The organism is Fundidesulfovibrio agrisoli (genome assembly GCF_022808715.1).
Classification (GTDB): Bacteria; Desulfobacterota; Desulfovibrionia; order Desulfovibrionales; family Desulfovibrionaceae; genus Fundidesulfovibrio; species Fundidesulfovibrio agrisoli.
This window is the reverse complement of sequence record NZ_JAKZKX010000020.1, coordinates 54,968-76,193: the sequence shown is the minus strand read 5'-3', so window position 1 is coordinate 76,193 and position 21,226 is coordinate 54,968. Positions and strand designations below refer to the sequence as shown.

Sequence of the window (21,226 nt, the reverse complement as noted above, 5' to 3'; positions counted from 1 at the left end):
CGCGTTTTCAAGCGCGGGGAAGCGTATCTACGCCGCCCGGCCCGCGGTGTCAACGACTTATTTCGTCGACGCTCAATCTTCGTTTTTCAATCCCCGCCGAAGCACTCGGCTCCGTCGGGCGAGGCGGTAACCTATGGGCTTCCGTCCTCCGCGTCAACAACTTTCTGCGAAGTTTTCGACACGTCCCTCCGCGGCCCGGGGTCTCCCCCTTCCCGCAGCGGGCCGAACTTCCTACCGAAGCCCGACTGCCGTGTCAACCGCCTTTCGCGTCCCGTTGTCAATTTTTCAAACCCGCCCCAGGTGGCCGTCTGCTACGCATTGTCGTTTTATTCCAAACGCTTGCTTGCGCAGCTACCGGCCTGTTCGTCAGGCGGAAGGGCGTTCTAGGGGCTAGCGGCCCAAAGGTCAACCCTTATTTTCAGAATCGCAGGAATTTTCTTGAACCGGCCGCTTCCGGCGCTGACGCCTGATGCGCTTGGGGTCGTCCCAGGCGCCCGGCACATGATGCAACCGCTCGGGATCAGGCACATAAAGCCCAGCCTTGCCGCGCAGTTCGATCACACCCTCGCGCGAGAGGCTGTTGAGCAGCGAGGAGAGCGTCTGGCGCGTGGTGCCGAGCACGCCCGCCAGTTGTTCCGTTGTGAGTTGCAGATCGAGCAGCACTCCCCCCCTGGCTGGGGCTCGCCGCGCGCGGCCTCCACGGAGAGCAGCTCCAGCAGGCGCATGCCCACCTTCTTGAAGGCCAAGCTGTCGATGATGGTGATGGAGCGCCCCAGTAGCGCGCCCAGCACGCGGATCATGGTGGTGTACAGGCCGGGGAATGCCTCCATCCGGCTGCGGAACACCTCCGCCGGGGCCACGAGGATCTCCACATCCTCAATGGCCTGCACGAAAGCCCGGGTGTGGGTGCTGTAGACGTCGCCCGGGCCGAGCACGGCCAGGCAGAACTCCTTGTCCTCGTAGGCCAGGTACACCCGCACCCGCCCCGTGCGTACCACGAACACGAGGTTCTCTTCGGAGAGGGGATCGAACAGCACGGCCTTGCGCCTGTAGCGGCGCGGGCGCAGCTCCTTGCGCAGCGCATGGTAGCCGGGCTTCTCCAACTCCTCCAGGAGCGAAACGGACGTTACCTTCATGCTCCCCTCGACTGGTTATCAAGTGAACAGGGCGGCCTCCACGGCGAGGCAGGCGGAGTCCACGGCGGCTTGTTCCGCAAGGCCCAGCACGGAGCCGTCCCAAAGCTGGCGCGCCGCGAGCCCGGCCAGCGGCGGCACGCAGGCCGCCAGGGCCGGCAGCCCCTCCAGCGGGGGCAGCTCCGGCGTGGCGGGGCAGCGGTTGAGCACCAGGGCCTGCCGCTTGAGCCCAAGCTCCCTGGCCATTCTGGCCGCTTCCGCCGCCGTGCGCAAGGAGCGCAGGCTTGGTTCGCTGACAACCACCAGGCCGTCCACGTCGGCCGCGGTGCCGCGCCCAAGGTGCTCCACCCCGGCCTCCAGGTCCACCAGGACCACCTCTTTCCGCGTTGCGATCATGGAGGCCAGCACCGCCTTGAGCAGCGCGTTGGCCGCGCAGGCGCAGCCGCCCCCGCCAGCGTCCACGCCGCCCATGACCAGCAGCCTGCGGCGGCCCTGGCCCGGGGCGCGGGGCGCGGGGCAGCTCCACGCTGAGCCCCTCCGGAAGGTCCTCCACGAAGGGCGTCAGCGACATGATGCCCGAGCCGATGCGCTCCCGCACGATGTCCTCTCGGGCGGCCAGGGGGGCGGGCACGGCCTCCGGGGGCAGCCCGCAGGCCGCCCCCAGGGACAGTGACGTGTCGGCGTCCACCAGCCAGACGTCCAGCCCCCGGCGGGAGAGGTGGTCCCCCATCCAGGCACAGAGCGAGGTCTTGCCGACCCCGCCCTTTCCGGCGAATGCCAGCTTCATGCCGCCCCCTACGCGCTCAGGCCCAGGCCCGTGCGCCTGGCCGCGACGATGGCGTCCAGGGCCTGCGCCGCCTTGAAGGGGTCCGGCTCAACCAGGAAGCTCGCGCCAACCAGCCCGGTCAGGCCGGAAGTGGCCAGCTCCGTAATCATGGCGCTGCCCAGGATGTTGGGCGGCAGGCCCAAGTGCGTGGGGATGCCGCTGGCCACGGCGTAGAGCCCGATGGCGGCGGCCTTCTCGGAATACCACTCGGGCGCGCTGGCCACCACGGGCAGCTTGTCCATGTCCACGCCCAGGGCCTCGGCCAGGAGGGCGGCCAGCTGCAGGATGCGGGAGTTGTCCACGCAACTGCCCACGTGCAGCACCGGCGGGATGCCCAACGCCCGGCACACGCCCGCCAGCCCTTCGCTGGCCTGGGAGGCGGCCTCCGGCACCATGAGCCCGGCCTTGCCCATGGCCACCGTGGCGCAGCCCGTGACCACCACCAGCACGTTGCGCTTGATGAGCTCCCTGGCCAGGTTCACGTGTACGTGGTCGTGCTTGAGCTTGGGGTTGTTGCAACCCACGATGCCCGCTACGCCGCGCACCGCACCGGATTTCACCGCGGCGAGCAGGGGGGCCAGGCTGCCGCCCAGAGCCTCCAGCAGCGCCTCGTTGGAGAAGCCGGTCATGATGGCCACGGGCTCGCCGGGGATGTCCACCCTGGCGGGGTCGCGCCGGGCGAAGGCCTCCACGGCCTGGGCCACCACCTCCATGGCTTTCTCGCGGGCGTTCTGCGGGGTGAAGCGCACGTGCCGCCCGCCCGGAAACCTGGCCTTGTCCGAGGTGGAGACGAAACGGGTGTGGTAGCAGGCGGCCACGGTGGTCAGACTCGGCATGACGCACTGGTAGTCCGCCACGACCATCTCCACCGCGCCGGTGACCAGAGCCAGCTCGGTCATCAGGTGGTTGCCCGCCATGGGCACGCCCTGGCGCATGAGCAGCTCGTTGCCGGTGCAGCACAGCCCGGCCACGTTGATGCTGCTGGCCCCCAGGGTGCGGGCCTTGGCGAGCATCTCCGGGCTGCGGGCCGCCGCCAGGATCATCTCCGAGACGATGGGGCTGTGCCCGTGCACCAGGATGTTCACCTGATCCTCGCGCAGCACGCCCAGGTTGACGCTGGAGGCCGCTGGTTTGGGCGTGCCGAAAAGGATGTCGGAGACCTCGGTGCCGATCATGGAGCCGCCCCAGCCATCGGCCAGGGCCGTGCGCATGCCGTGCAGGCAGATGGAGGCGGGGTCGCAGTCCACGCCCATGTGGGTGCGGTGGAGCATCTCCACCGGCTCGCGGTCAATGCCGCGCGGGGTGATCTCCAGCTTGTCCCACAGTTCGCGGCGGGCCTTTGGCGCGCGCTCGACGAAGCTCAGGGCCGGCCGGCGGAAGCCGTAGTCGCCGTAGAGATGATCCGCCAGCAGCCTGGCCATGCCCTGGGGGTCGAGCCCTGCCGTGTCCAGCCCCAGCTCGCGGCAGATGCGCTCCAGCTTGGCCGCGTCGCGCACCTGGTAATCCGGCGCGTGGCCCGCGCCCACCTCGGCCAGCACCTCCAGCAGGTCGCGCCCGTGGTCGGAGTGGGAGGCCGCCCCGGCGGCGATGAAGCGGCCGAAGTTGCGGGCCACGGTGAGGTCGGCGTCCGCGCCGCAGACGCCGTTCTTCTTCTTGGCCCCGTCGGCCACGATGCGGCAGGGGCCCATCACGCATTTCTGGCAGGTCAGGCCCTGCTCGCAGAACACGCAGTGGTTCTTCTGCTTCTCCAGGCGGTCCCAGGCTGTCTCCACGCCTTCCGCCGCCGCCTTTTCCAGCATGGTGCGGGCGTCGTCCCACAGGGAGAGCTCCTCCAAGGGTCTCGCGGGTTGTTTCGCCATGTGCTTCCTCCTCGATGCGCGTTACGGGTTCCGCCGCGGGCTCTGCGACAATGCACCCATACCGGCGCGCTCCGAATGAGGGCTGTCGGCGTGCCGACACCTGGCCGGTTTTTCATGCTGGCCCCTCGCGCCTCCGCCGATGTCGGTGTTGTCCTTTTCGGGTGGGAGGTGTAGATTCTAGATCCGGATGTCTTAGTGAATCCAGAGCCCTACGGTATGGTTCCGGTGGTTTCGGGCGGTGGACGCCCTGAATGAACGCCCGGACCGACACAGCCTGACACGCGCATAAGGAGCGCCATGGACCTGCCGGACGACGACACCACCAGCCGATCCCTCCAGGAGGCCCAGGGCGCGCCCTCCCCCGCCACCCCGGCCGTTTTCGCGCTGGACCCGGCCGCCTCACCCGAGGAGCTGGACGCCCTGCGCGGCGAGGTTCTAGCGGCCCTGAGCGCCAAGGCCCCGGTGGTCCTGGAGCTGGGCCAGGGGGGCGTGGTGGGCACCGCCGTGGTCCAGTTCCTGTGCGCCGCGCACCGCAGCGCCCTGGCCCGTGGGCTTGATTGCACCCTGCGCGGGGCGGACGCCCCGGCCCACCAGGCCCGGCTGAAGCTGCTGGGCTTCCCCGCCGCAACCGCTCCTTTCTGTCCGCCCGGCGCCTGCCCGCTGTGCGGGGATGGAGGCGCCGCTTGACCGCCCAGCCCTCGCCCAACGACCTCTTCCGGGAGGAAGCGCGCGAACTGCTCCAGGAGCTGGACGCCGCCCTGCTGGACCTGGACCCGGCCAGCGCCGAGGCCGTCAACCGGGTCTTTCGGGCCTTGCACTCCCTCAAGGGCGCCTGCGACATGTTCGGGCTCTCGGCGTCCGTGGCGATACTCCACGCCATCGAATCCCAGTGGGACCGGGTCCGCCTGGGCCTGGTCCAGGCTTCGAGGCCCCTGCTGGACCTGACCTTCGCCGTGAAGGACCGGCTGGAGCCCGTGGCCGAATCGGGCGCCGACATGGGCCCCGGCCCCGAGCTCCTGGAGGCCATGGCCGCCTTCGAGGCGGGCCTGCCGCAAGCCACACCCGCCACGGCTGCGCAACATCAGGCCGGAGCTTCGCAGCCCGAACCCGCCCAGGGAACGCGCGCCTACCGCATCCTGCTGGCCCCCTCGGACCCGGGGCACCTGCGCCACTCCGAGCCGGCCTCGCTCCTGGAGGAGCTTGAGGCCCTCGGCCCACTTGAGGTGCGGGCCGACGTCTCCGCCGTGCCGCCCCTGGAGGATCTGGACCCCGCCGACTGCCACCTGCGCTGGGAAGCAGCCCTGAGCACGGACCAGGGTCCGGACGCCGTGAAGGACGTGTTCCTGTTCCTGAACAACGCCTCGGACGCCAGCGTGGAGGAGCTCCAGGACCGGCGGCGGGAAGCCTCCGATGTCTCGCCTCCCGATGGGGCAGACAGCGGCGCGCGAGACACCGTCGGCCTTGAGGGGCCTGCTCCGGAAGCCCCGCCCCAGCCCGCCGTCCCGCCCCCCGCGGCCGCTCCGTCGCCAGCCCCTCCGGCACCCCCGGCCCCCCCGGCGGCCAAGCCCAGGGAGCCAGCGCAGAGCCTGCGCGTGGAGGCCGCCAAGCTGGACAACCTGGTGAACCTGGTGGGCGAGCTGGTCATCGCCCAGGCCCGGCTGACCCAACTGGCGGCCGGGCAGGCCGACTCCGAACTCACCGGCGTGGCCGAGGAGATCGAACGCCTGGTCGGCGAACTGCGCGACAACACCCTGGGCATCCGCATGCTGCCCATCGGCACAACTTTCAGCCGCTTCCGCCGGCTGGTGCGCGACCTCTCCGCCGAGCTGGGCAAGGAGATCGACCTGGAGGCCGAGGGCGGCGAGACCGAGCTGGACAAAACCGTGATCGAGCAGCTCGGCGACCCCCTGGTGCACCTGCTGCGCAACTCCATCGACCACGGCATCGAACCCGCCGGGGAGCGCCTGGCGGCGGGCAAGCCCGCGCGCGGCCGCATCCGGCTCTGCGCCCGGCAGGCCGGGGGCACGGTGTTCATCCGCATCGAGGACGACGGCCGGGGCCTGAGCGTGGAGCGCATCCGCCAGAAAGCCGAGGAGAGGGGCCTCGTCGCGCCCGAAGCTCGCCTGAGCGACCAGGAGTGCTTCCAGCTCATCTTCGCCCCGGGCTTCTCCACGGCGCAGCAGGTCACCAGCGTGTCGGGGCGCGGCGTGGGCATGGACGTGGTGAAGCGGGCCATCGAATCCCTGCGCGGCAAGCTGGAAATTGAAAGCCCGCCGGGCAGCGGCACCACCATCACCATCCAGCTGCCCCTGACCCTGGCCATCATCGACGGGCTCCAGGTGCGCGCGGGCGGGGAATTCTACATCCTCCCTTTGGCCGTGGTGGAGGAGTGCGTGGAGCTGGCGGCCGACCCGCGGGACAGGGGCAGGACCATCAGCCTGCGCGGCGAGATCGTTCCCTATGTGCGCCTGCGCGAGGCCTTCAATCTCCCGGGGGGGCTCCCCGCCGTGGAGCAGGTCGTGGTCACCCGGCACGAGAACGGGCGCACCGGCATCGCCGTGGACGACGTGGTGGGCCAGCAGCAGACCGTCATCAAGAACCTGGGCCGCTACCTGGGGCGCGTGCCGGGCATCTCCGGGGCCACGATCAACGGCGACGGCTCCATCGCCCTGATCCTGGACGTGGCCCAACTGATCCACGGGGTTCAGAGGGAGTTCGAGCAATCATGGGGAGGTTGAGCCCCCGCACGCCCCGGAGGCGCCATGCAACCGCCTGACACACGCCTGCGGGAGGGCATCCCGGAGATCCGGTCCGGGCTCGCGGCCTCGTCCTTCGTGCTGGCCGCGGCCATCGTTCTGGCCGGCGCGGCCTCGGCGCTGATCCTGCGGTCCCTCGAGGAGCAGCGCGCCCAGCGTGAATTCAGTCAGCTCGCGGACAACGTGGCCTACTCCTTCCAGCACGAACTGGACACCTACGCGGAGCTGGTGCGCACCATCGAAGGTTTCTTCAACGCCACTGAAAACGTCACCCGGCCCATGTTCTCGGCCTTTTGCCTGGGCGCGGCCGCGGGGCTGCACAGCATCCAGGCCATGGACTTCGTGCCCCGCGTGCCCCATGACCGGCGGGACGCGTTCGAGCAGCGCGTCCGTTCCGAGGGTCTGCCGGATTTCGCCATCACGGAGCGCACGCCCTCAGGGGCCACGGTGCCGGCCGCCGAGCGCGACTTCTACTACCCCGTGACTTTCGTGGAGCCCCTGGCGGCCAACCGCGCAGCGCTCGGCTTCGACCTGGCCTCCTCCCCGGCGCGCGCCGAGGCCCTGCGCACGGCCATGCTCACCGGCAAGGCGGTCTCCAGCGGTCGCGTGACCCTGGCCATCGACAGGGCCAACACCAACGGCGTGCTGGTGTTCATTCCCATCTACGCCCGCAACGCCCCTCAGAGCACCCCGCAACAGCGTGAGGCCGCGCTCAAGGGCTTCGCAGTGGGCGTGTATCGCACGGCGGACCTGATGCTGCCCACCCTGGAGCATTTCGCCCTGGCCGGGGTGGACGTGACCCTGCTGGACGCCACCCGCCCGGGCCAGCCGGAGGAGATCTTTCACCAGGGTGAAGCCGCGACGCCTTGCTCCAGGCCCTCCGCCTTCGCCCCCCCCTGCCTGGAAAAGACCCTGCCCATCGCCATGCCCGGCAGGGAATGGCGGCTCCGCCTGCACGCCGGGCCGCAATACCTGGCGGACTACGCCACCATGCAGCCGTGGTACGCCCTTGGGGCGTCACTGGCCATCGCCCTGATCTGGCTCTTCACGTCCGCAAAGAACCGCAAGCTGCTCGCACTGGCCCGCGCCTACGCCGAGGAGCGCGCCAGCACGGCCGTGCTCCTGGGCCAGCAGCTGGACAAGGCCGCCCAGGCCGAACTTCAGGCCCGTGAGAACGAGGCGCATCTGCGGGTGATCCTCACCGGCATCAGGGCCGCGACCTTCACCATCGACCCGAACGAATTCACCATCCTCCGCATGAACACGGTGGCCGAGGAGCTTTTCGGCATCCGGGAGGAGGACTGGCTGGGCCGCAACTATCGTGACCTGCTGGGCCGCAACCTGCGCACCCTTGACGACTCGGGGCCGGTTGACGAGCAAAGCCCGGTCGGCCCCGCCATGGCCAGCGGAGAGTTCGTGCTGCAGCGCCCGGACGGCCGCCTGATCCCCGTGGCGCGCACCATCCTCTCCACGTCGGTGGGCGCGAAGCGCTACCTCTTCGAGGTGCTCTTCGACATCAGCGAGAAGAAGGCCCTGGAGCGCCGCCTGGGCCTGGCCGAGAAGCTCGAATCCATCGGGCAGCTGGCCTCGGGCATCGCGCACGAGATCAACACGCCCATCCAGTACGTGGGCGGCAACCTGGGCTTCCTGCAGGATGCCTGCGTCAGCGTCGCCTCCGTTGTGGAGCGCTACCGGGCCTGCGTCGCGGCCCTGGCCGCCCTGGCCCCCCAGAGCCCCGAGCTGGCCGCCCTGCGGGCCGAAATCGACAAGGCCCAGTTCGACGACCTTCTGACCGAACTCCCCGGCTCCATCGCGGACTCCATCTCCGGGGTGGAGCGAGTGGCCGCCATCGTGGGGGCCATGAAGCGGTTCTCCCACCCGGACGCCGGGGGCGGGCGGCTGGTGGACGTGAACAAGGCCATCGAGTCCACCCTGACCATCACCCGCAACGAGTGGAAATACACCGCGGAGATGCAGGCCGAGCTCGCGCCGGACCTGCCGCCGGTGTTCTGCTCGCCGGGCGACTTCAACCAGGTGATCCTCAACATCGTGGTCAACGCGGCCCACGCCGTGGCCGAGAAGCAACAGGGCCTCCCGGACAAGGGGCTCATCACCGTACGCACGGAGGCCGAGCCCGGCTTCGTGCACATCAGCATCGCGGACACCGGCGTGGGCATCCCGCCGGAGAACATGCAGCGCATCTTCGACCCCTTCTTCACCACCAAGGAGGTGGGCAAGGGCACCGGGCAGGGCCTGGCCATCGTGCACTCGGTGGTGGACAGGCACGGCGGCTCCCTCAGCGTGGAATCCACGCCCGGGCAGGGCACCACGTTCCACATCCGGTTCCCGCATGCGATGGAGGGCGAAGAGTGAAAAGAAGAATCATGTTCGTGGACGACGATCCGCAAGTGCTCAAATCCCTTGGGCGGATGCTCTGGTCGTACAGGGGCGGCTGGGAGATGGCCTTCGTGGACTCGGGCGACAAGGCCCTGGCCATGCTGGACAGCGCGCCGTTCGACGTGGTGGTGGCGGACATGCGCATGCCCGGCATGGACGGTCAGCAGCTCCTCTCCCATGTGCGCACCAGGCATCCCTGGGTCATGCGCGTGATCCTCTCCGGGGATTCCGACCGCAAATCCATCATGCGGGCCGTGCCCGTCTCGCACCAGTTCCTGACCAAGCCGGTCACGGCGGAACAGCTGGCCGCCGTGATCGAGCGCGGCTGCAGCATGAGGGAAATGGTGCTCTCGAAGGAAATCCGCACCATCATCGGGGGCATCGACACCCTCCCGGCGCTGCCCGAGGTCTACAGCTCCCTTCTGGAGGAACTGGACAAGGACTCCTCCGGGACGGAAGCCCTGGCCACCATCATCGGCAAGGACATCGCCCTCAGCGCCGACGTGCTGAAGCTGGTGAACTCGTCGTTCTTCTCGCCGAGGATGCGCGTGAGCAGCGTGGCCCAGGCCGTCACCCTGCTCGGCACCGAGACCATCAAGGGCCTGGTGCTGGGGGTGCAGCTCCTCAAGACCTTCGACACGGCGAAATTCCCGAATTTCCGCTTCGACGCCCTCTGGGACCACTGCCTGCAGACCGCCCGCCTGGCCCGGCTCATCGCCGTCCTGGAGGACCAGACCCCCGCCATCCAGGACGACTGCTTCATCGCCGGCCTGCTGCACGACCTGGGCAAGTTCGTGCTGGCCCAGTACCTGCCTCTGCGCTACAGGCAAACCGTCGACCTCTCCCGGGAGGACAACGCCTCCATCTGCGAAGCGGAGCAGCGCTGCCTCTCCACCACCCATGCCCAGGCCGGAGCCTACCTGCTCGGCCTGTGGGGCATCGCCGACAACGTCATCGAGGCAGTCGCCTTCCACCATGAGCCCGCGCGATGCAGCCTGGCGGAGTTCGGCCCCGTCACCGCCGTGCACGCCGCCAACGCCATGCAGCATGACCTGGTGCGCCTGAGCCCCGAGTTCGCCGAACATCCCATCGACAAGGACTACATCGCCAGGCTCGGTCTTGAGGAGCGCCTTCCGTTCTGGCGGGAGCATTGCAAGGAGTCCCTGGCGCAGGCCGGGGGCTAGAGCCCCGGAAGGCCTTCCGCATGGGCGGCGGGCGCGGGCGTTAAAATTAAAAAGGGCGTGGACAAGCCACGCCCCGAAATGGAGAGGGTAAAGCGCGCGGGGGAATTACAGCGCCGCGTCCAGCACCATGTTGTCGCGGTGCACGGCCTCCTGGTAGGGGGCTGTGCCCAGCACCTGCTCTATCTTGCCGGACTTGAGCCCCATGATCTTCTTGAGCTCCTCGCTGTCGTAGTTCACCAGCCCCACGCCCACGGTCTGGCCCTGGAAGTCCAGGATGCGCACGGAGGAACCCTTCTCGAAGTCGCCCTCCACGCGCACGATGCCCGCGGGCAGCAGGCTCTTGCCGCCCTGGCGCAGGGCCTGGGCCGCGCCCTGGTCGATCCACAGGCTGCCGCGCGGCTCCGAGGTGTAGGCCAGCCAGTATTTGCGCTTGGAGATGGGGCGCGCCTCGGCGGGGATCCAGGTTCCCAGATCCTCCCCGGCGAAGACGCGGCTCAGGCGGTCGGTCTCGCGCCCGGAGACGATGAGCGTGGGCACGCCCAACTGGGCCACGCGCTTGGCCGCCAGCAGCTTGGAGTGCATGCCCCCGGTGCCGCTCACGGTCTTGCCCTTGCACATGTTCTCGAGGTCCAGGGAGCCGATGCCGTCCAGGCAGCTGTGGCAGACCGCGCTCGGATTCTCGGCCGGGTTCTGCGAGAACACGCCCTTGGCCGAGGTCAGGTTCACGAAGAGGTCGGCCTCCACCACGCCCACCAGCAGGGAGGAGAGGCAGTCGTTGTCGCCGTAGACCAGTTCCTGCACGGCCACGGTGTCGTTCTCGTTGACCACGGGGATGCAGCGCCAGCCCCAGAGGGTGCGCAGGGTGTTGCGCACGTTGAGGTAGCGCTCCCTGCCCTCCAGGTCGTCCCGGGTGACCAGCAGCTGCGCGGAGACGATGCCGTGGGCGCCGAAGGCCTCGTCGTAGGCGTGCATCAGGCGGCTCTGGCCCACGGCCGAGGCGGCCTGCCTGTCGGGCAGCTCGTCCAGGGCGGCCTGGCGGATCACGCCGCGCCCGGCGGCAACCGCTCCGCTGGTGACCAGCAGGATGTCCTTGCCCTGGCGGTGCAGCTCGGCCATATCCTTGGCCAGGCTCTGCACCACGCCCATGTCCACGCCCATGCCGGTGGTGAGCACTGCGCTCCCGGCCTTGACCACAACGCGCCTGGCCTTTTTCAAGGCCTCCATCTTGCTGCTTTTCCAGTCGTTCATTGCTTCCTACGATCCGATATCCATGAGCTTGCCCACGTTGACTTCGGGGGGGCGTTGCAACTTCGGCGAAGGGCGCAGGCCCAGGGCCGCCTGCCGCTCGGGGAATGTCCCCATGCGGCTGCCCCGGGTCATGGCTATGTCCTGCAGGATGAGGTCATGGACCTTGTCCAGCAGGGGAAGCCTGGCGTCTTCGCTCGGCGGGCAGGTGAAGCCCCATTCCTGGCGCATGCGCGGTCCCCTTTCGGCGCGGCCTTTGGGACTTGGCCGCCGCGCGGGAACCCTAGCCTTTTTCCCGGCAATTGACTACCTACTCCTCGCCAGGCGGCAACGGCCCGAACACGCGGCCCCGCCGGGCGGAGGCCCCGCGCATGGTTTTCTTCTTTTCCGGCTCCCGCGGCCCAAAGCTGCCAGTCTGCCCCGCCTGCGGCGGCAGGCTCACGCCCTGCAAGCTCTGAACGCAGGCCGCCGTCCGCTGCAGGTCCTGCGGCAAAGCGTTTCCCCTGACGGATTTCAAGGATATGATCGATGACGACTGGGAGGAGTTCTACGCCCGCTTCCCCATGGACAGGCTGTGATCGGACCGGGGGCCTACCTCTGATCCGGCAGGATGCGGCGCGCCCCGATGTAGGTGCGCATCCAGTAGCGCTCGTAGAGGCTCTCCTCCCGCACCTTGGCCCCGGGCGTGGGGCTGTGGATGAAGAGCCCGCGCCCCGTGTACACTCCGACGTGCAGGCCCCAGCGCTTGCGCGTGACGTTGAAGAAGAGCAGGTCGCCCGGCTGCAGGTCCTCCCGCTCCACGGGGCGGCCCACCCGGAGCTGGTCCTCGGTGCGCCGGGGCAGGGAGTAGCCGTGCACGCCGTAGCACCACTGCACCAGGCCGGAACAGTCGAAGCCGGTGCGCGGGTTGTCCCCGCCGCTGCGGTAGGGCACGCCGACCTGCTCGCGCGCGGTCTGGGTCACGGGGACCTTGGGCCGCGCGGGCTTGTCCGGCACCACGGGGACCGTCTCGCCGCATCCGGCCAGGGCCAGCAGCATAACCAGCAGCGAAAGAGGCAACCACGTGCGGCGACCGGGCTTCATGGCCGCTGGTATAGTGCCGCAAGCCCCACCCCGCAAGGGACAACCCGCCGCACAGCATGACCAAACTGCAATGCGCCGGCAGGCTTTTCGGCCCCCGCGCCGATGGACAGCCGCCCCGGCCTGGGACATAATCCGCCCATGAGCATCCGCTGCGTCACCCGGACGCTTTTGCTTGCCCTGTGTTTTCTCGCCGCGCCGCGCCTGGCTCCGGCCCAGGAGGCCGTCTGGCTGCCCTTGGAGGACCGTCTGGCCCGCGAAGGCATCCCCCGCGCCGGGCTGGACGCCTGGTTCGCCTCCCCCGAGATGGTCTTCGACCCCTCGATCATGGCCCACAAGGTGGACCGCATGGTCCGCAAGCAGTTCGAGCCCCAGCCGCCCCCCAGCAAGAAGACCCTCCAGCAGAGCAGCTACGGCTACTACCTGCGGCCCTGGGTGCTGGCCTGGGCCAACGACTACGCCACGGCCAACCAGGCCTCGCTGGAAAAGGCCGAGGCCCGCTACGGCGTGCCGCGCGACGTCATCATCGCCCTGCTTCTGGTGGAGACCAAACTGGGCACATACCTCGGCAAGGACAAGGCCCTCCAGGTGCTGGCCAGCATGGCCGCCAGCAACTCCCTGGAGTCCATTCGCCCCTACCTGAGGTCCGTGGGCTCCAGCCAGGAGCGCGCCGACTACGCCAACGCCAGCGCCCGGGACAGGGCCGAGTGGGCCTACCAGGAGCTCAAGGCGCTCATCCTGCACACCCAGGCCTCGGGCGTGAACCCGCTGGACGTGCCCGGCTCCATCTACGGGGCCATCGGCATCTGCCAGTTCATGCCCACCAACGTTCTCAAGTACGGGGTGGACGGCGACGGCGACGGCAAGGTGGACCTCTTCCGCCCCCAGGACGCCATCCCCAGCGTGGCCAACTACCTTGTGGCCCACGGCTGGAAGCCCGGCCTGGGCTACGACGGACAGCGCACCGTCATCTACGCCTACAACCACTCCGACCTGTACTCCCTGGCCGTGATGACCGTGGCCGAGAAGCTTCGCCAGAGCAGGCAGGGGAGCTAGCGCCGCCGGTTGAGGCCTTGCCCCTGCGGCTTGGGGATATCTCGGGTAGCAGGCCCGCAGCGCGTGAAATCCGTGCGGCTGGTGATGCGCACGGGAGAAGATTCCGGGCTGCGCGAGCGAAGGCGGCGAAGAATGCCGTGGATTGTGCCCGTCATTCGGCCGGGCATTCCCAAACGGGCTTGGCGATGCTTTTCAGGCGAGGCGGCGAGGTTCTTCGACCCGGGCACGGGCTGGAGCGTCCGTCCGGCCCTGAGCCCGCCAAAGCCAGGCGCACAGGGTGCGAACCCGCAGCCGCGATCAGGGCGCCCGCATGTCGGGGTCGTGGAGGCCTCCGGCGGCCGAAGGGGCTCCGCCCCTCTGGACTCCCTTATTGGCGGCCCGCACCCCTCAGTGGCACTGCAAGCCCTTCTCCAACTCTCCCGCGCTCATGGGCACGATGATGATGTCGCCCAGCTTGACCGCGAGCTCGGCCTTGGCCGCCTGGGCCTCGTCCGGGCTGTTGCGCCAGCCCGCCACAAGCTGCCACAACCGCCTGCCGTCCTTCTCCCAGGGCCGCACGCAGGCCTTCACCCCCTGCTCCCTGACCAGCACCGCCATCCACATGGCCCGGGCCTGCTCCGAGAAGCTCCCGGCGATCAGGGCGTAGACGCGCCTGTCCGCCGCAAGGCCGGTTGCCTTGCCGCTGCGGGCGGGGTCGGGCTTGGCCGCCTCCTGCCGGGCGGGCTCCTGTTTCGATGTCTCCGGTTTGGCCGTTTCCGGCTTGGGCGCTGGCGCCTTGGGCGGCTGCTTCTGGGCCGGACGTTCCGGCTCCGGCCTGGGTTGCGCCGATGCGGGCTGCGCGGGCTCCGCTTTGGAAGGATCTTTCAGGGGCGGGCGCGCGGGCTCCGGGGCGGCCTGCTGCGTTGCAGGGATCGCGGGCTCCGCATTGGGTGGCTGTTTCGGGGCCTGGCGCTCAGGGGCCGGAACGGCCAACGGTGCCGCCGGGATCGCCGGATCCGCCTTGGATAGCTGCTTCGGGGCCGAGCCCGCCTGGGCGGGCTTCTCCGGCCCGGTCTTCGGCGTATCCTGCCTGGCCGCGTCCGGTTTGGCAGGCTCTTGCTTCGCCGCGTCCTTCTTGCCGCCCTTTTTCCCGGCCGCCTTGTCGGCGCCGCCGTTCTTCTTGTCCTTGGCGGGGCCGGGTGCGGTGGCGGATTCAGGCGCGGCCTTGACCGGCTCCGGGGCCTGCACGACCTGGAAGCGCGAGGAGGCCAACTCCACGTCGTCGGCGAAAACCTTCATCTCCCACCGGCCCGGGGCCACCTCCCAGCCGTAGGCGAACTCCCAGGCCGCCTGCACGGGCTGGCCCGGCCCCGCGGCCAGCAGCCAGACGTCCTCCCCGGGCGCGCCCTCGGGCGCGGGCCGCGTGAGCCGCACCGTGAGCACGCGGGGCTCCGTATCCTCCAGCTTGAACTCGATGCCGAAGCGCACCCCGGGAGCCCCGGCGATCTCAGCCCCCGGCTTTCCGGTGGTGAAATCGCCGCTAAAGAGCACCGTGGCGGCGGGCTTGGCGGGGTCCTGCCCGGCCTGCTGCGCCGAGCGGGCGATGCCTCCCGACGGAAACATGGTCATGGCGAGGATCATGGCCGACACGGCCAGAGCGGCGAGGGCCCGCCGCAGGGAAGAAAACGCGCCGGAATCCCGGCGGCGAGGCTCAGACGCGGCGTGACGCACGGCCCCGCGCCTCCGGGCGAATGGCTGCCGGTCGGCCGCCTCGGCTCACGGGCACTAGAGCACCTCCCGCGCCATCCAGATCACCCTGCCCAGCACGCGCACGTTGGCGTCCTCGGTGAGGGTGACCTCCAGCGGAGGGTAGAACTGCCTGTTGTCGCTGACCAGCACGAGCTGCCCGGGCTTCTTGTCCAGCCGTTTGACCACGATCTCCTCGTCGATGCCCACGGCGTAGATCTTCCCGGTGTAGATTTCGGTCTGGGAGAGGTCGATGAGCACCACGTCCTCGTCGCGCAGGGTGGGCTCCATGGAGTCGCCGGAGACGCGCATCAGGCGCATCTGGCTTATCTGGCCCTTGCGCTTGAGCCAGGCGTGGCGAAAGGCGTAGTAGGTCTCGATGGCCTCGTCCACCACCAGGCTGCCGCCCCCGGCGGAGAGGCGGGCGCGCACCTTGGGCACGTAGGAGAACTCCTCGGAGTGGGCCCCGGAGTTCCTGCTGCCCCGGAAGTCCGGCCCGGAGTCCTGCCCGGCGATGTACATGGCCCCCATGCCCGACTCCAGCCATTGGGGGTTCAGGCCGTATTTCCGGCAAAGGTAGAGGTACCAGTCCGCCGGGATGTGCGAGCGTTTTTTGGCGTCGGTCACGGCCTGGCGGCCGATGCCCAGCACCCGCGCCAGCTCCGACTGGGATTTGATCCCCGTGGCGGACATGATCCTGGCGAGAACGGCTTCGGCGGAAAAGCCCTTGACCGGCGGCTGGGGTATGGCTCTTTTCATGATGCTCCCGGCGGCTGAGTTTTCCGTACCCTATGAGGCGATTCCGCCGTCATGTCAAGCATGTCTCACCTAGGTAAACCCCCACGTACACTCGGAGCCCCCTCCAGCCAAGGCTATCAGCCATGTCGTGACCCATCGGGGCTCAACGCCTCCTCCCCGCCGGGAAATACATCAAGAATTGCATGACACGAATTCGCACGCTCGACATTATTCGCCAGTCGCTATACATACCATGCACAATGCTTACGCCCATCCGTTTCCTCACGCTGTTCATGGTCAGCTTGCTGCTCTGCGCCTGCCAGACAACGCCCTATAGCCAGAAATCGCAGTTGAACCTCGTCTCCCGGGAGGACGAGCTGGCCATGGGCAAGGGGGCCTCCCAGCGTTACCTCTCCACCGTGCGCACCTGCCGGGATCGCGACGTGGCCAGAAGGATCAAGCGCATCGGCAAGGCCATCGCCGAACAGGCTGGCGTGCCCGACGCCAACTGGCAGTTCCACTGCGTGGAGAATGGGCAGTTCCAGGCCTTCTGCTTCCCCGGCGGGATCATCGTTATCTACTCCGGCGTGGCGAACGCCTGCGAGACCGACGATCAGTTGGCCGCCATCATCGGGCACGAGGCCGGGCACGCCATCGCGCGGCACACGGCCAAGCTGCTCAGCAAGAAGGCCGTCACCGACGTCATCGCCATCAGCCTGGGCTCGGCTATGGCTGCCGGAAACGGAGCCGCGGCGCAAGGCAACGCGGACGGCCTCTCCGCCCTGGCCTCGGTGGGGCTGCTGCTGCCCTCCAGCCGGGAGAACGAGTACGAGGCCGACACCCTGGGCATGGTCCTCATGGCCAAGGCCGGGTACGACCCCGCCCAGGCCGTGGAGGTCTGGCGGAAACTGGTGGACAAGAACGCCGACCGGCTGGGCAAGAAGTCCGAAAAACTGAGCACCCACCCCACCGACACCAAGCGCCTGGAAGCCATCCAGGCATACGTGGAGACCGCCCGCACCCACGCGCCGGGCGCGCAGGCCACGGCCCCCGCACCCGATCCGGCGGCAAGCTCGCCTCCCGAGGCCCCGGCCGCACCCTGAACCGAACGTTTGGCCTGGCGCTCCGGCAAAGCCGCGGGGCGGCTGGGCCGAATGGATGAAGCCTCCGGCGGCCAGGGGGATGATCCCCCTGGCCCCCGCAATATCGCGGCGGCAATACATGCCGGCGCGGGCGCGGTTTTACCGGGGCGAAACGGGATTCCACCTGATACCTTGCCTGACCCAGGGCGAGCGCCTGCGAAACTCCCGGAACCGCCGGGACGGACCGGACTGGGCCGGATCGGGCCGGGTCGGGCCGGGTCGGAACCGATCGGGACGGACCGGGACGCGCAGGGCAGCTCCAACTTTCCACCGCGCACGTATCAAACCCGGCATCAGCACCCACAGCATGGCGATGACCAAGCTGGAGCCAATCCCCCGCCACAAACAAAAATTGCCGCGTGCGGCCCGACAGGGCGCACGCGGCAATTTTTCTATACAGGATTCTTAAGGAACGAAGTTCTTTAAGCCGCCGGAGGCATCTTCATCCTGCCTCCCTCCTCGCCCCGCTACACCAGGGCCTTGGCCGCGGACAGGGCGGCGTCGTAGTCGGGCTCCTTGGTCACTTCGGGCAGCATCTCGATGTATTTGACGGTGCCGTCGCGGTCCACCACGAAGACGGTGCGGGCCAGGAGGCGCAGTTCCTTGATGAGGATGCCGTAGGCCATGCCGAAGGAGCCGTCGCGATGGTCGGAGAGGGTCGCCACGCGGTCGATGCCCGCGGCCGCGCACCAGCGCTTCTGGGCGAAGGGCAGGTCCATGCTGATGGTCAGCACGACCACGTTCTCGCCGAGCTTGGAGGCCTCGGTGTTGAAGCGGCGGGTCTCCATGTCGCAGACCGGGGTGTCCAGCGAGGGCACGGCCGCGATGATGAGCACCTTGCCCTTGTAGTCCGCCAGGGTCTTGGGGGCCAGCTCGTTGTCGAGCACGGTGAAGTCAGGGGCTTTCTGGCCCACGGCCACGGGGTTGCCGAGCAGGGTCAGGGGATTGCCGAATATGGTGACGAGTCCGGTTCTTTCGCTCATTGCTGATCTCCTTGATGAAGGGGTGTCGCCAGACCGATAGCGCAAATCCCCTCCAACGTCACCGCCTTTCGGAAACTTCCTCCACTCAAAATGTTTGACATTCAAAACATCGCGGTTTATTTGATTATCAAGTTACTCACGATTCAAAATAAAAGGCGTTCCCATGCACCACTCCCATACCCATGACCACCCTCACGACCATGGCCACGGGCACTGTTGCGGCCATTCCCGCGCCCACGAGCAGGACGCCCGCGCCGAGCGCCTGACCTGGCTGGCCTTCGGCCTCAACGCCGCGGGCATGGCCGCCGAGGTCGTCTACGGCCTGATTTCTGGCTCCATGGCCCTGTTCGCCGACGGCCTGCACATGGCCAGCGACGCCTTCGCCCTGGGCATCGCGCTCTTCGCCTACGCCTTCGCCCGGCGCAACGCGCACAACGGGGCCTACGCCTTCGGCGCGGGCAAGATCAACTCCCTGGCGGGCTTCGCCAGCGCGGTGCTCATGGCCTGCGTGACGGCCTACCTGGCCTGGGAGTCCGCCGCGAGATTGTTCTCCCCAGTTCCCATCGACTTCGGCCCGGCCCTGGTGGTGGCGGTGATCGGCCTGGGGGTCAACGCCGTGTGCGCCTTGTTCCTGCACGGGCACGCCCACGCCAACGCCCACGACCACAACATCCGCGCCGCCTACCTGCACCTGCTGGCCGACGCCCTGACCTCGCTCTTCGCCATCGGCGCGCTCCTGGGGGCCAAGCACCTGGGCCTCCACTGGCTGGACCCGCTGGGCGGCCTCATCGGCGCGCTGGTGATCGGGCGCTGGTCGCTGCGCCTGATACAGGAGTGCTCGCGCGTGCTGCTGGACCGCGTGCCCGACCCGGAGCTGCCCGCGGTGATGCGCGCCCGGCTGGAGCAGGAGGAAGGCTCCCGCGTGCGCGACATCAAGCTCTGGCGCGTCAGCCACCACCAGCTGGCCTCGGTCATCACCGTGGAGGACGAATCACCACGCCCGCCCGAGCACTACAAGCGCCTGCTCGCGGGCATCGAAGGCCTGGACATCGTGACCGTGGAGGTCCACCCCTGCCCGTGCCCCATGGAAGCCTGAGGTTGATTGCCAAGCGGGGAAGGCTTGGCTAGAATCAGCGCATGTCCGACCTCGAATCGCTCTCGGCGCTGATCATCGAATTCTACGAGAAGCTCTCCTCCTGGGAGCATGCCGTGGTCCGGGGCAGCTCGCTGACGCTGCCCCAGATGCACACCCTGGAGATTTTGGGCCAGCAGCCGAGCCTGCGCATGAAGGAGCTGGCCGCCAAGATGGGGCTGACCACCGGCACGCTCACCGTCACGGTGGACCGGCTGGAGAAGCGCGGCTTGGTCTCGCGCGTGCCCCACGAGACGGACCGCCGCTCCGTGCTGGTGGCCCTGACCCCCAAGGGCCAGGCCATCTTCGAAGCCCACCACGCCATGCACCTGCGCCTCACGCAGGAGCTCTGCGCCTCCCTGAGCGAGGAGCAGGCCCAATCCTTGCGCGCCATCCTGCGCACCATGAACCAGGCTTTCTAGGCGTACCAGTGGGCAAGATACTCATCATCGACGACGACGAGCCCATCCGCGAGGCCCTGACCCGCGTGGTGGAGCGCCTGGGGCACGAGCCCTCCATGGCGGCCAGCCTGGCCCAGGGCCTGGCCATGGCCCGCGAGGGCGACTTCGACGTAATCATGCTCGACGTGCGCCTGCCCGACGGCAACGGGCTGGAGGCCATCGGCGAACTGCACGGCTCGCCCAGCAGGCCCGAGGTGATCGTCATCACCGGCTGGGGCGACCCGGACGGAGCCGAAGCCGCCATGCGCAAGGGTGCGTGGGACTACATCGAGAAGCCCCCCACCCTGCGCTCCATGACCGGCCCCCTGCTCTCCGCCTTGGCCTACCGCGACGCCCGCCCCGGCCCCCCGGTGAAGGGCTTCGTCTGGGCCGGCATCTCCGGCGGGCACCCGGACCGCGCCGCCTGTCTGGACAAGGCCGCCCTGGCCGCCCGCAGCGACGCCAACGTGCTGCTCACCGGCGAGACCGGCACCGGCAAGGAGCTGTTCGCCCGCGCCATCCACTCCAACTCCAGGCGCAGCCAGGGGCCCTTCGTGGCCGTGGACTGCGCCGCCCTGCCCGCCACCATCGCGGAGAGCCTGCTCTTCGGCAACGAGCGCGGGGCCTACACCGGGGCGGACCAGCCACGTGAGGGCCTGATCCTCCAGGCCCACGGAGGCACGTTGTTCCTGGACGAAGTGGGCGAGCTGCCCGCCGTGGTGCAGAAGACCTTCCTGCGCACCCTGCAGGAGCGAAAGGTCCGCCCTGTGGGCGGGCGCAGCGAGCGGCCCTGCGACTTCCGGCTGGTGGCCGCCACCCACCGCGACCTGGACCGCATGGCCGGGGAAGGCAATTTCCGGGAGGACCTGCTCTTCCGGCTGCGGGGCATCGCCATCAACCTGCCGCCCCTGCGCGAGCACCCCGAGGACGTGGCCGCCTTCGCCAAGCACTTCCTGGGCCTCTCCTGCTCGCGCCACGGCGTGCCCGCGAAGAGGCTCAGCGTGGCGGTCAGCGCGGCCCTGGCCGCGTACAGCTGGCCCGGCAACATCCGCGAGCTGCAGAACGTGATGGAGGGCATGGTGGCCCTGGCCCTGGAGGAGCCGGAGCTGCACCCCGTGCACCTGCCGGTGCACATCAGGGTCCAGGTGGCAAGAGGCCAGGTGAGGGAGAGAGAGGCAGGAGGGGCCGGAGGGGATGGACACGGCGCGCTTGGGGACGGCCCGCCGTTCGACCTGGGGCCGACAAGCGCGCTGCCCAGCCTCAAGGTGTACCGCCAGGCCATGGACAGGCTTTATCTTGAACAGTTGCTGATGCGGGCGGGCGGAAGCCCGGCCGAGGCGGTGACTATTTCGGGATTGTCGCGGTCGAGGCTGTATGCGCTGCTCAAGGAGCACGGGCTGAAGTTGTTGCAGTAACTCGTGCTTGGCGTTCTGATCGCATCATCAACTACACTGTTACGCATGGCGAAATCTGATTATAGTATCAGCATGGCTGCCGTCCCAGCGCAACTTGTCATTACTGTGCATTATA

Annotated in this window: 19 protein-coding genes and 2 pseudogenes; 10 read left to right on the top strand and 11 right to left on the bottom strand. The window is 68.8% G+C overall.

Translation table 11 applies throughout. From position 1 onward, the window contains the following. Positions 1 to 405: 405 nt before the first annotated feature. The 5 genes and pseudogenes from MLE27_RS18290 to cooS all read right to left on the bottom strand — a co-directional run bounded on the left by MLE27_RS18290 (position 406) and on the right by cooS (position 3,818). Complete coding sequence (locus tag MLE27_RS18290; protein ID WP_423747984.1) at positions 406 to 621, bottom strand: helix-turn-helix domain-containing protein; 216 nt, start codon at positions 619 to 621, stop codon at positions 406 to 408. Continuing rightward, a complete protein-coding gene (locus MLE27_RS13860) occupies positions 558 to 1,136 on the bottom strand; it encodes a Crp/Fnr family transcriptional regulator (RefSeq protein ID WP_243312682.1) in 579 nt (192 codons plus the stop codon). The genes MLE27_RS18290 and MLE27_RS13860 overlap by 64 nt, the downstream gene beginning before the upstream one ends. A gap of 18 nt (positions 1,137 to 1,154) precedes the next feature. After that, positions 1,155 to 1,604, bottom strand: coding sequence for an ATP-binding protein (locus tag MLE27_RS18285; protein ID WP_423747983.1), 450 nt, complete (start codon positions 1,602 to 1,604; stop codon positions 1,155 to 1,157). A 130-nt stretch (positions 1,605 to 1,734) separates the two neighbouring features. Next, positions 1,735 to 1,863, bottom strand: a pseudogene (locus tag MLE27_RS18280) (carbon monoxide dehydrogenase); the annotation flags it as partial. Between the two features lie 65 nt (positions 1,864 to 1,928). After that, positions 1,929 to 3,818, bottom strand: a complete 1,890-nt coding sequence (cooS, locus tag MLE27_RS13850) for an anaerobic carbon-monoxide dehydrogenase catalytic subunit (protein WP_243312681.1) — start codon at positions 3,816 to 3,818, stop codon at positions 1,929 to 1,931. 297 nt (positions 3,819 to 4,115) lie between these two features. Here cooS and MLE27_RS13845 point away from each other — a divergent pair, with 297 nt between their 5' ends. The 4 genes from MLE27_RS13845 to MLE27_RS13830 are packed head-to-tail and all read left to right on the top strand — an operon-like array spanning position 4,116 to position 10,155. After that, complete coding sequence (locus tag MLE27_RS13845; protein ID WP_243312680.1) at positions 4,116 to 4,505, top strand: STAS domain-containing protein; 390 nt, start codon at positions 4,116 to 4,118, stop codon at positions 4,503 to 4,505. Continuing rightward, complete coding sequence (locus MLE27_RS13840) at positions 4,502 to 6,556, top strand: chemotaxis protein CheA (protein WP_243312679.1); 2,055 nt, start codon at positions 4,502 to 4,504, stop codon at positions 6,554 to 6,556. The genes MLE27_RS13845 and MLE27_RS13840 overlap by 4 nt, the downstream gene beginning before the upstream one ends. A gap of 24 nt (positions 6,557 to 6,580) precedes the next feature. Next, complete coding sequence (locus MLE27_RS13835; protein WP_243312678.1) at positions 6,581 to 8,947, top strand: CHASE domain-containing protein; 2,367 nt, start codon at positions 6,581 to 6,583, stop codon at positions 8,945 to 8,947. After that, positions 8,944 to 10,155: a response regulator gene (locus tag MLE27_RS13830; RefSeq protein WP_243312677.1), complete on the top strand. Its 1,212-nt coding sequence runs from the start codon at positions 8,944 to 8,946 to the stop codon at positions 10,153 to 10,155. Before MLE27_RS13835 ends, MLE27_RS13830 begins: the two co-directional genes overlap by 4 nt. 105 nt (positions 10,156 to 10,260) lie before the next feature. On the opposite strand, the gene proB is transcribed toward MLE27_RS13830, so the two are convergent. Further along, entirely contained in the window at positions 10,261 to 11,403 is a 1,143-nt protein-coding gene (gene proB / locus MLE27_RS13825) for a glutamate 5-kinase (protein WP_243312676.1), read from the bottom strand. Positions 11,404 to 11,409: 6 nt separating this feature from the next. Then, positions 11,410 to 11,631, bottom strand: a complete 222-nt coding sequence (locus MLE27_RS13820; RefSeq protein WP_243312675.1) for a hypothetical protein — start codon at positions 11,629 to 11,631, stop codon at positions 11,410 to 11,412. Between the two features lie 242 nt (positions 11,632 to 11,873). On the opposite strand from MLE27_RS13820, the pseudogene MLE27_RS18275 reads away from it, so the two are divergent. After that, a pseudogene (locus tag MLE27_RS18275) lies at positions 11,874 to 11,978 on the top strand (dual CXXC motif small (seleno)protein); the annotation flags it as partial. A 13-nt stretch (positions 11,979 to 11,991) separates the two neighbouring features. Here the strand turns inward: MLE27_RS18275 and MLE27_RS13815 are convergent. Continuing rightward, on the bottom strand, positions 11,992 to 12,483 hold the full coding sequence (locus tag MLE27_RS13815; protein ID WP_243312674.1) for a C40 family peptidase: 492 nt from the start codon (positions 12,481 to 12,483) through the stop codon (positions 11,992 to 11,994). A 138-nt stretch (positions 12,484 to 12,621) separates the two neighbouring features. Between MLE27_RS13815 and MLE27_RS13810 the strand changes: the two genes are divergently transcribed. Continuing rightward, the gene (locus MLE27_RS13810) at positions 12,622 to 13,536 is read left to right on the top strand and encodes a lytic murein transglycosylase (RefSeq protein ID WP_243312673.1); all 915 of its coding nucleotides are present in this window, start codon (positions 12,622 to 12,624) and stop codon (positions 13,534 to 13,536) included. Between the two features lie 387 nt (positions 13,537 to 13,923). Here MLE27_RS13810 and MLE27_RS13805 read toward each other — a convergent pair whose 3' ends face one another. Together MLE27_RS13805 and MLE27_RS13800 are read right to left on the bottom strand one after the other, a co-directional pair. Then, positions 13,924 to 15,144, bottom strand: a complete 1,221-nt coding sequence (locus MLE27_RS13805) for an SPOR domain-containing protein (protein WP_243312672.1) — start codon at positions 15,142 to 15,144, stop codon at positions 13,924 to 13,926. Between the two features lie 156 nt (positions 15,145 to 15,300). After that, positions 15,301 to 16,020 carry a LexA family transcriptional regulator gene (locus MLE27_RS13800; RefSeq protein WP_243312671.1) on the bottom strand — a complete coding sequence of 240 codons (720 nt, stop codon included), beginning with the start codon at positions 16,018 to 16,020 and terminating at the stop codon, positions 15,301 to 15,303. Between the two features lie 239 nt (positions 16,021 to 16,259). On the opposite strand from MLE27_RS13800, the gene MLE27_RS13795 reads away from it, so the two are divergent. Continuing rightward, a complete protein-coding gene (locus tag MLE27_RS13795; RefSeq protein ID WP_243312670.1) occupies positions 16,260 to 17,102 on the top strand; it encodes a M48 family metallopeptidase in 843 nt (280 codons plus the stop codon). A 506-nt stretch (positions 17,103 to 17,608) separates the two neighbouring features. Here the strand turns inward: MLE27_RS13795 and tpx are convergent. Further along, on the bottom strand, positions 17,609 to 18,124 hold the full coding sequence (gene tpx, locus MLE27_RS13790; RefSeq protein ID WP_243312669.1) for a thiol peroxidase: 516 nt from the start codon (positions 18,122 to 18,124) through the stop codon (positions 17,609 to 17,611). Positions 18,125 to 18,287: 163 nt separating this feature from the next. Between tpx and MLE27_RS13785 the strand changes: the two genes are divergently transcribed. The 3 genes from MLE27_RS13785 to MLE27_RS13775 are packed head-to-tail and all read left to right on the top strand — an operon-like array spanning position 18,288 to position 21,111. After that, positions 18,288 to 19,220, top strand: coding sequence for a cation diffusion facilitator family transporter (locus MLE27_RS13785; protein ID WP_243312668.1), 933 nt, complete (start codon positions 18,288 to 18,290; stop codon positions 19,218 to 19,220). 41 nt (positions 19,221 to 19,261) lie between these two features. Next, positions 19,262 to 19,678: a MarR family winged helix-turn-helix transcriptional regulator gene (locus MLE27_RS13780; protein ID WP_243312667.1), complete on the top strand. Its 417-nt coding sequence runs from the start codon at positions 19,262 to 19,264 to the stop codon at positions 19,676 to 19,678. 8 nt (positions 19,679 to 19,686) lie between these two features. Then, positions 19,687 to 21,111 (top strand): sigma-54-dependent transcriptional regulator, encoded by a 1,425-nt coding sequence (locus tag MLE27_RS13775; protein WP_243312666.1) that lies wholly within the window; start codon positions 19,687 to 19,689, stop codon positions 21,109 to 21,111. Positions 21,112 to 21,226 lie beyond the last annotated feature (115 nt).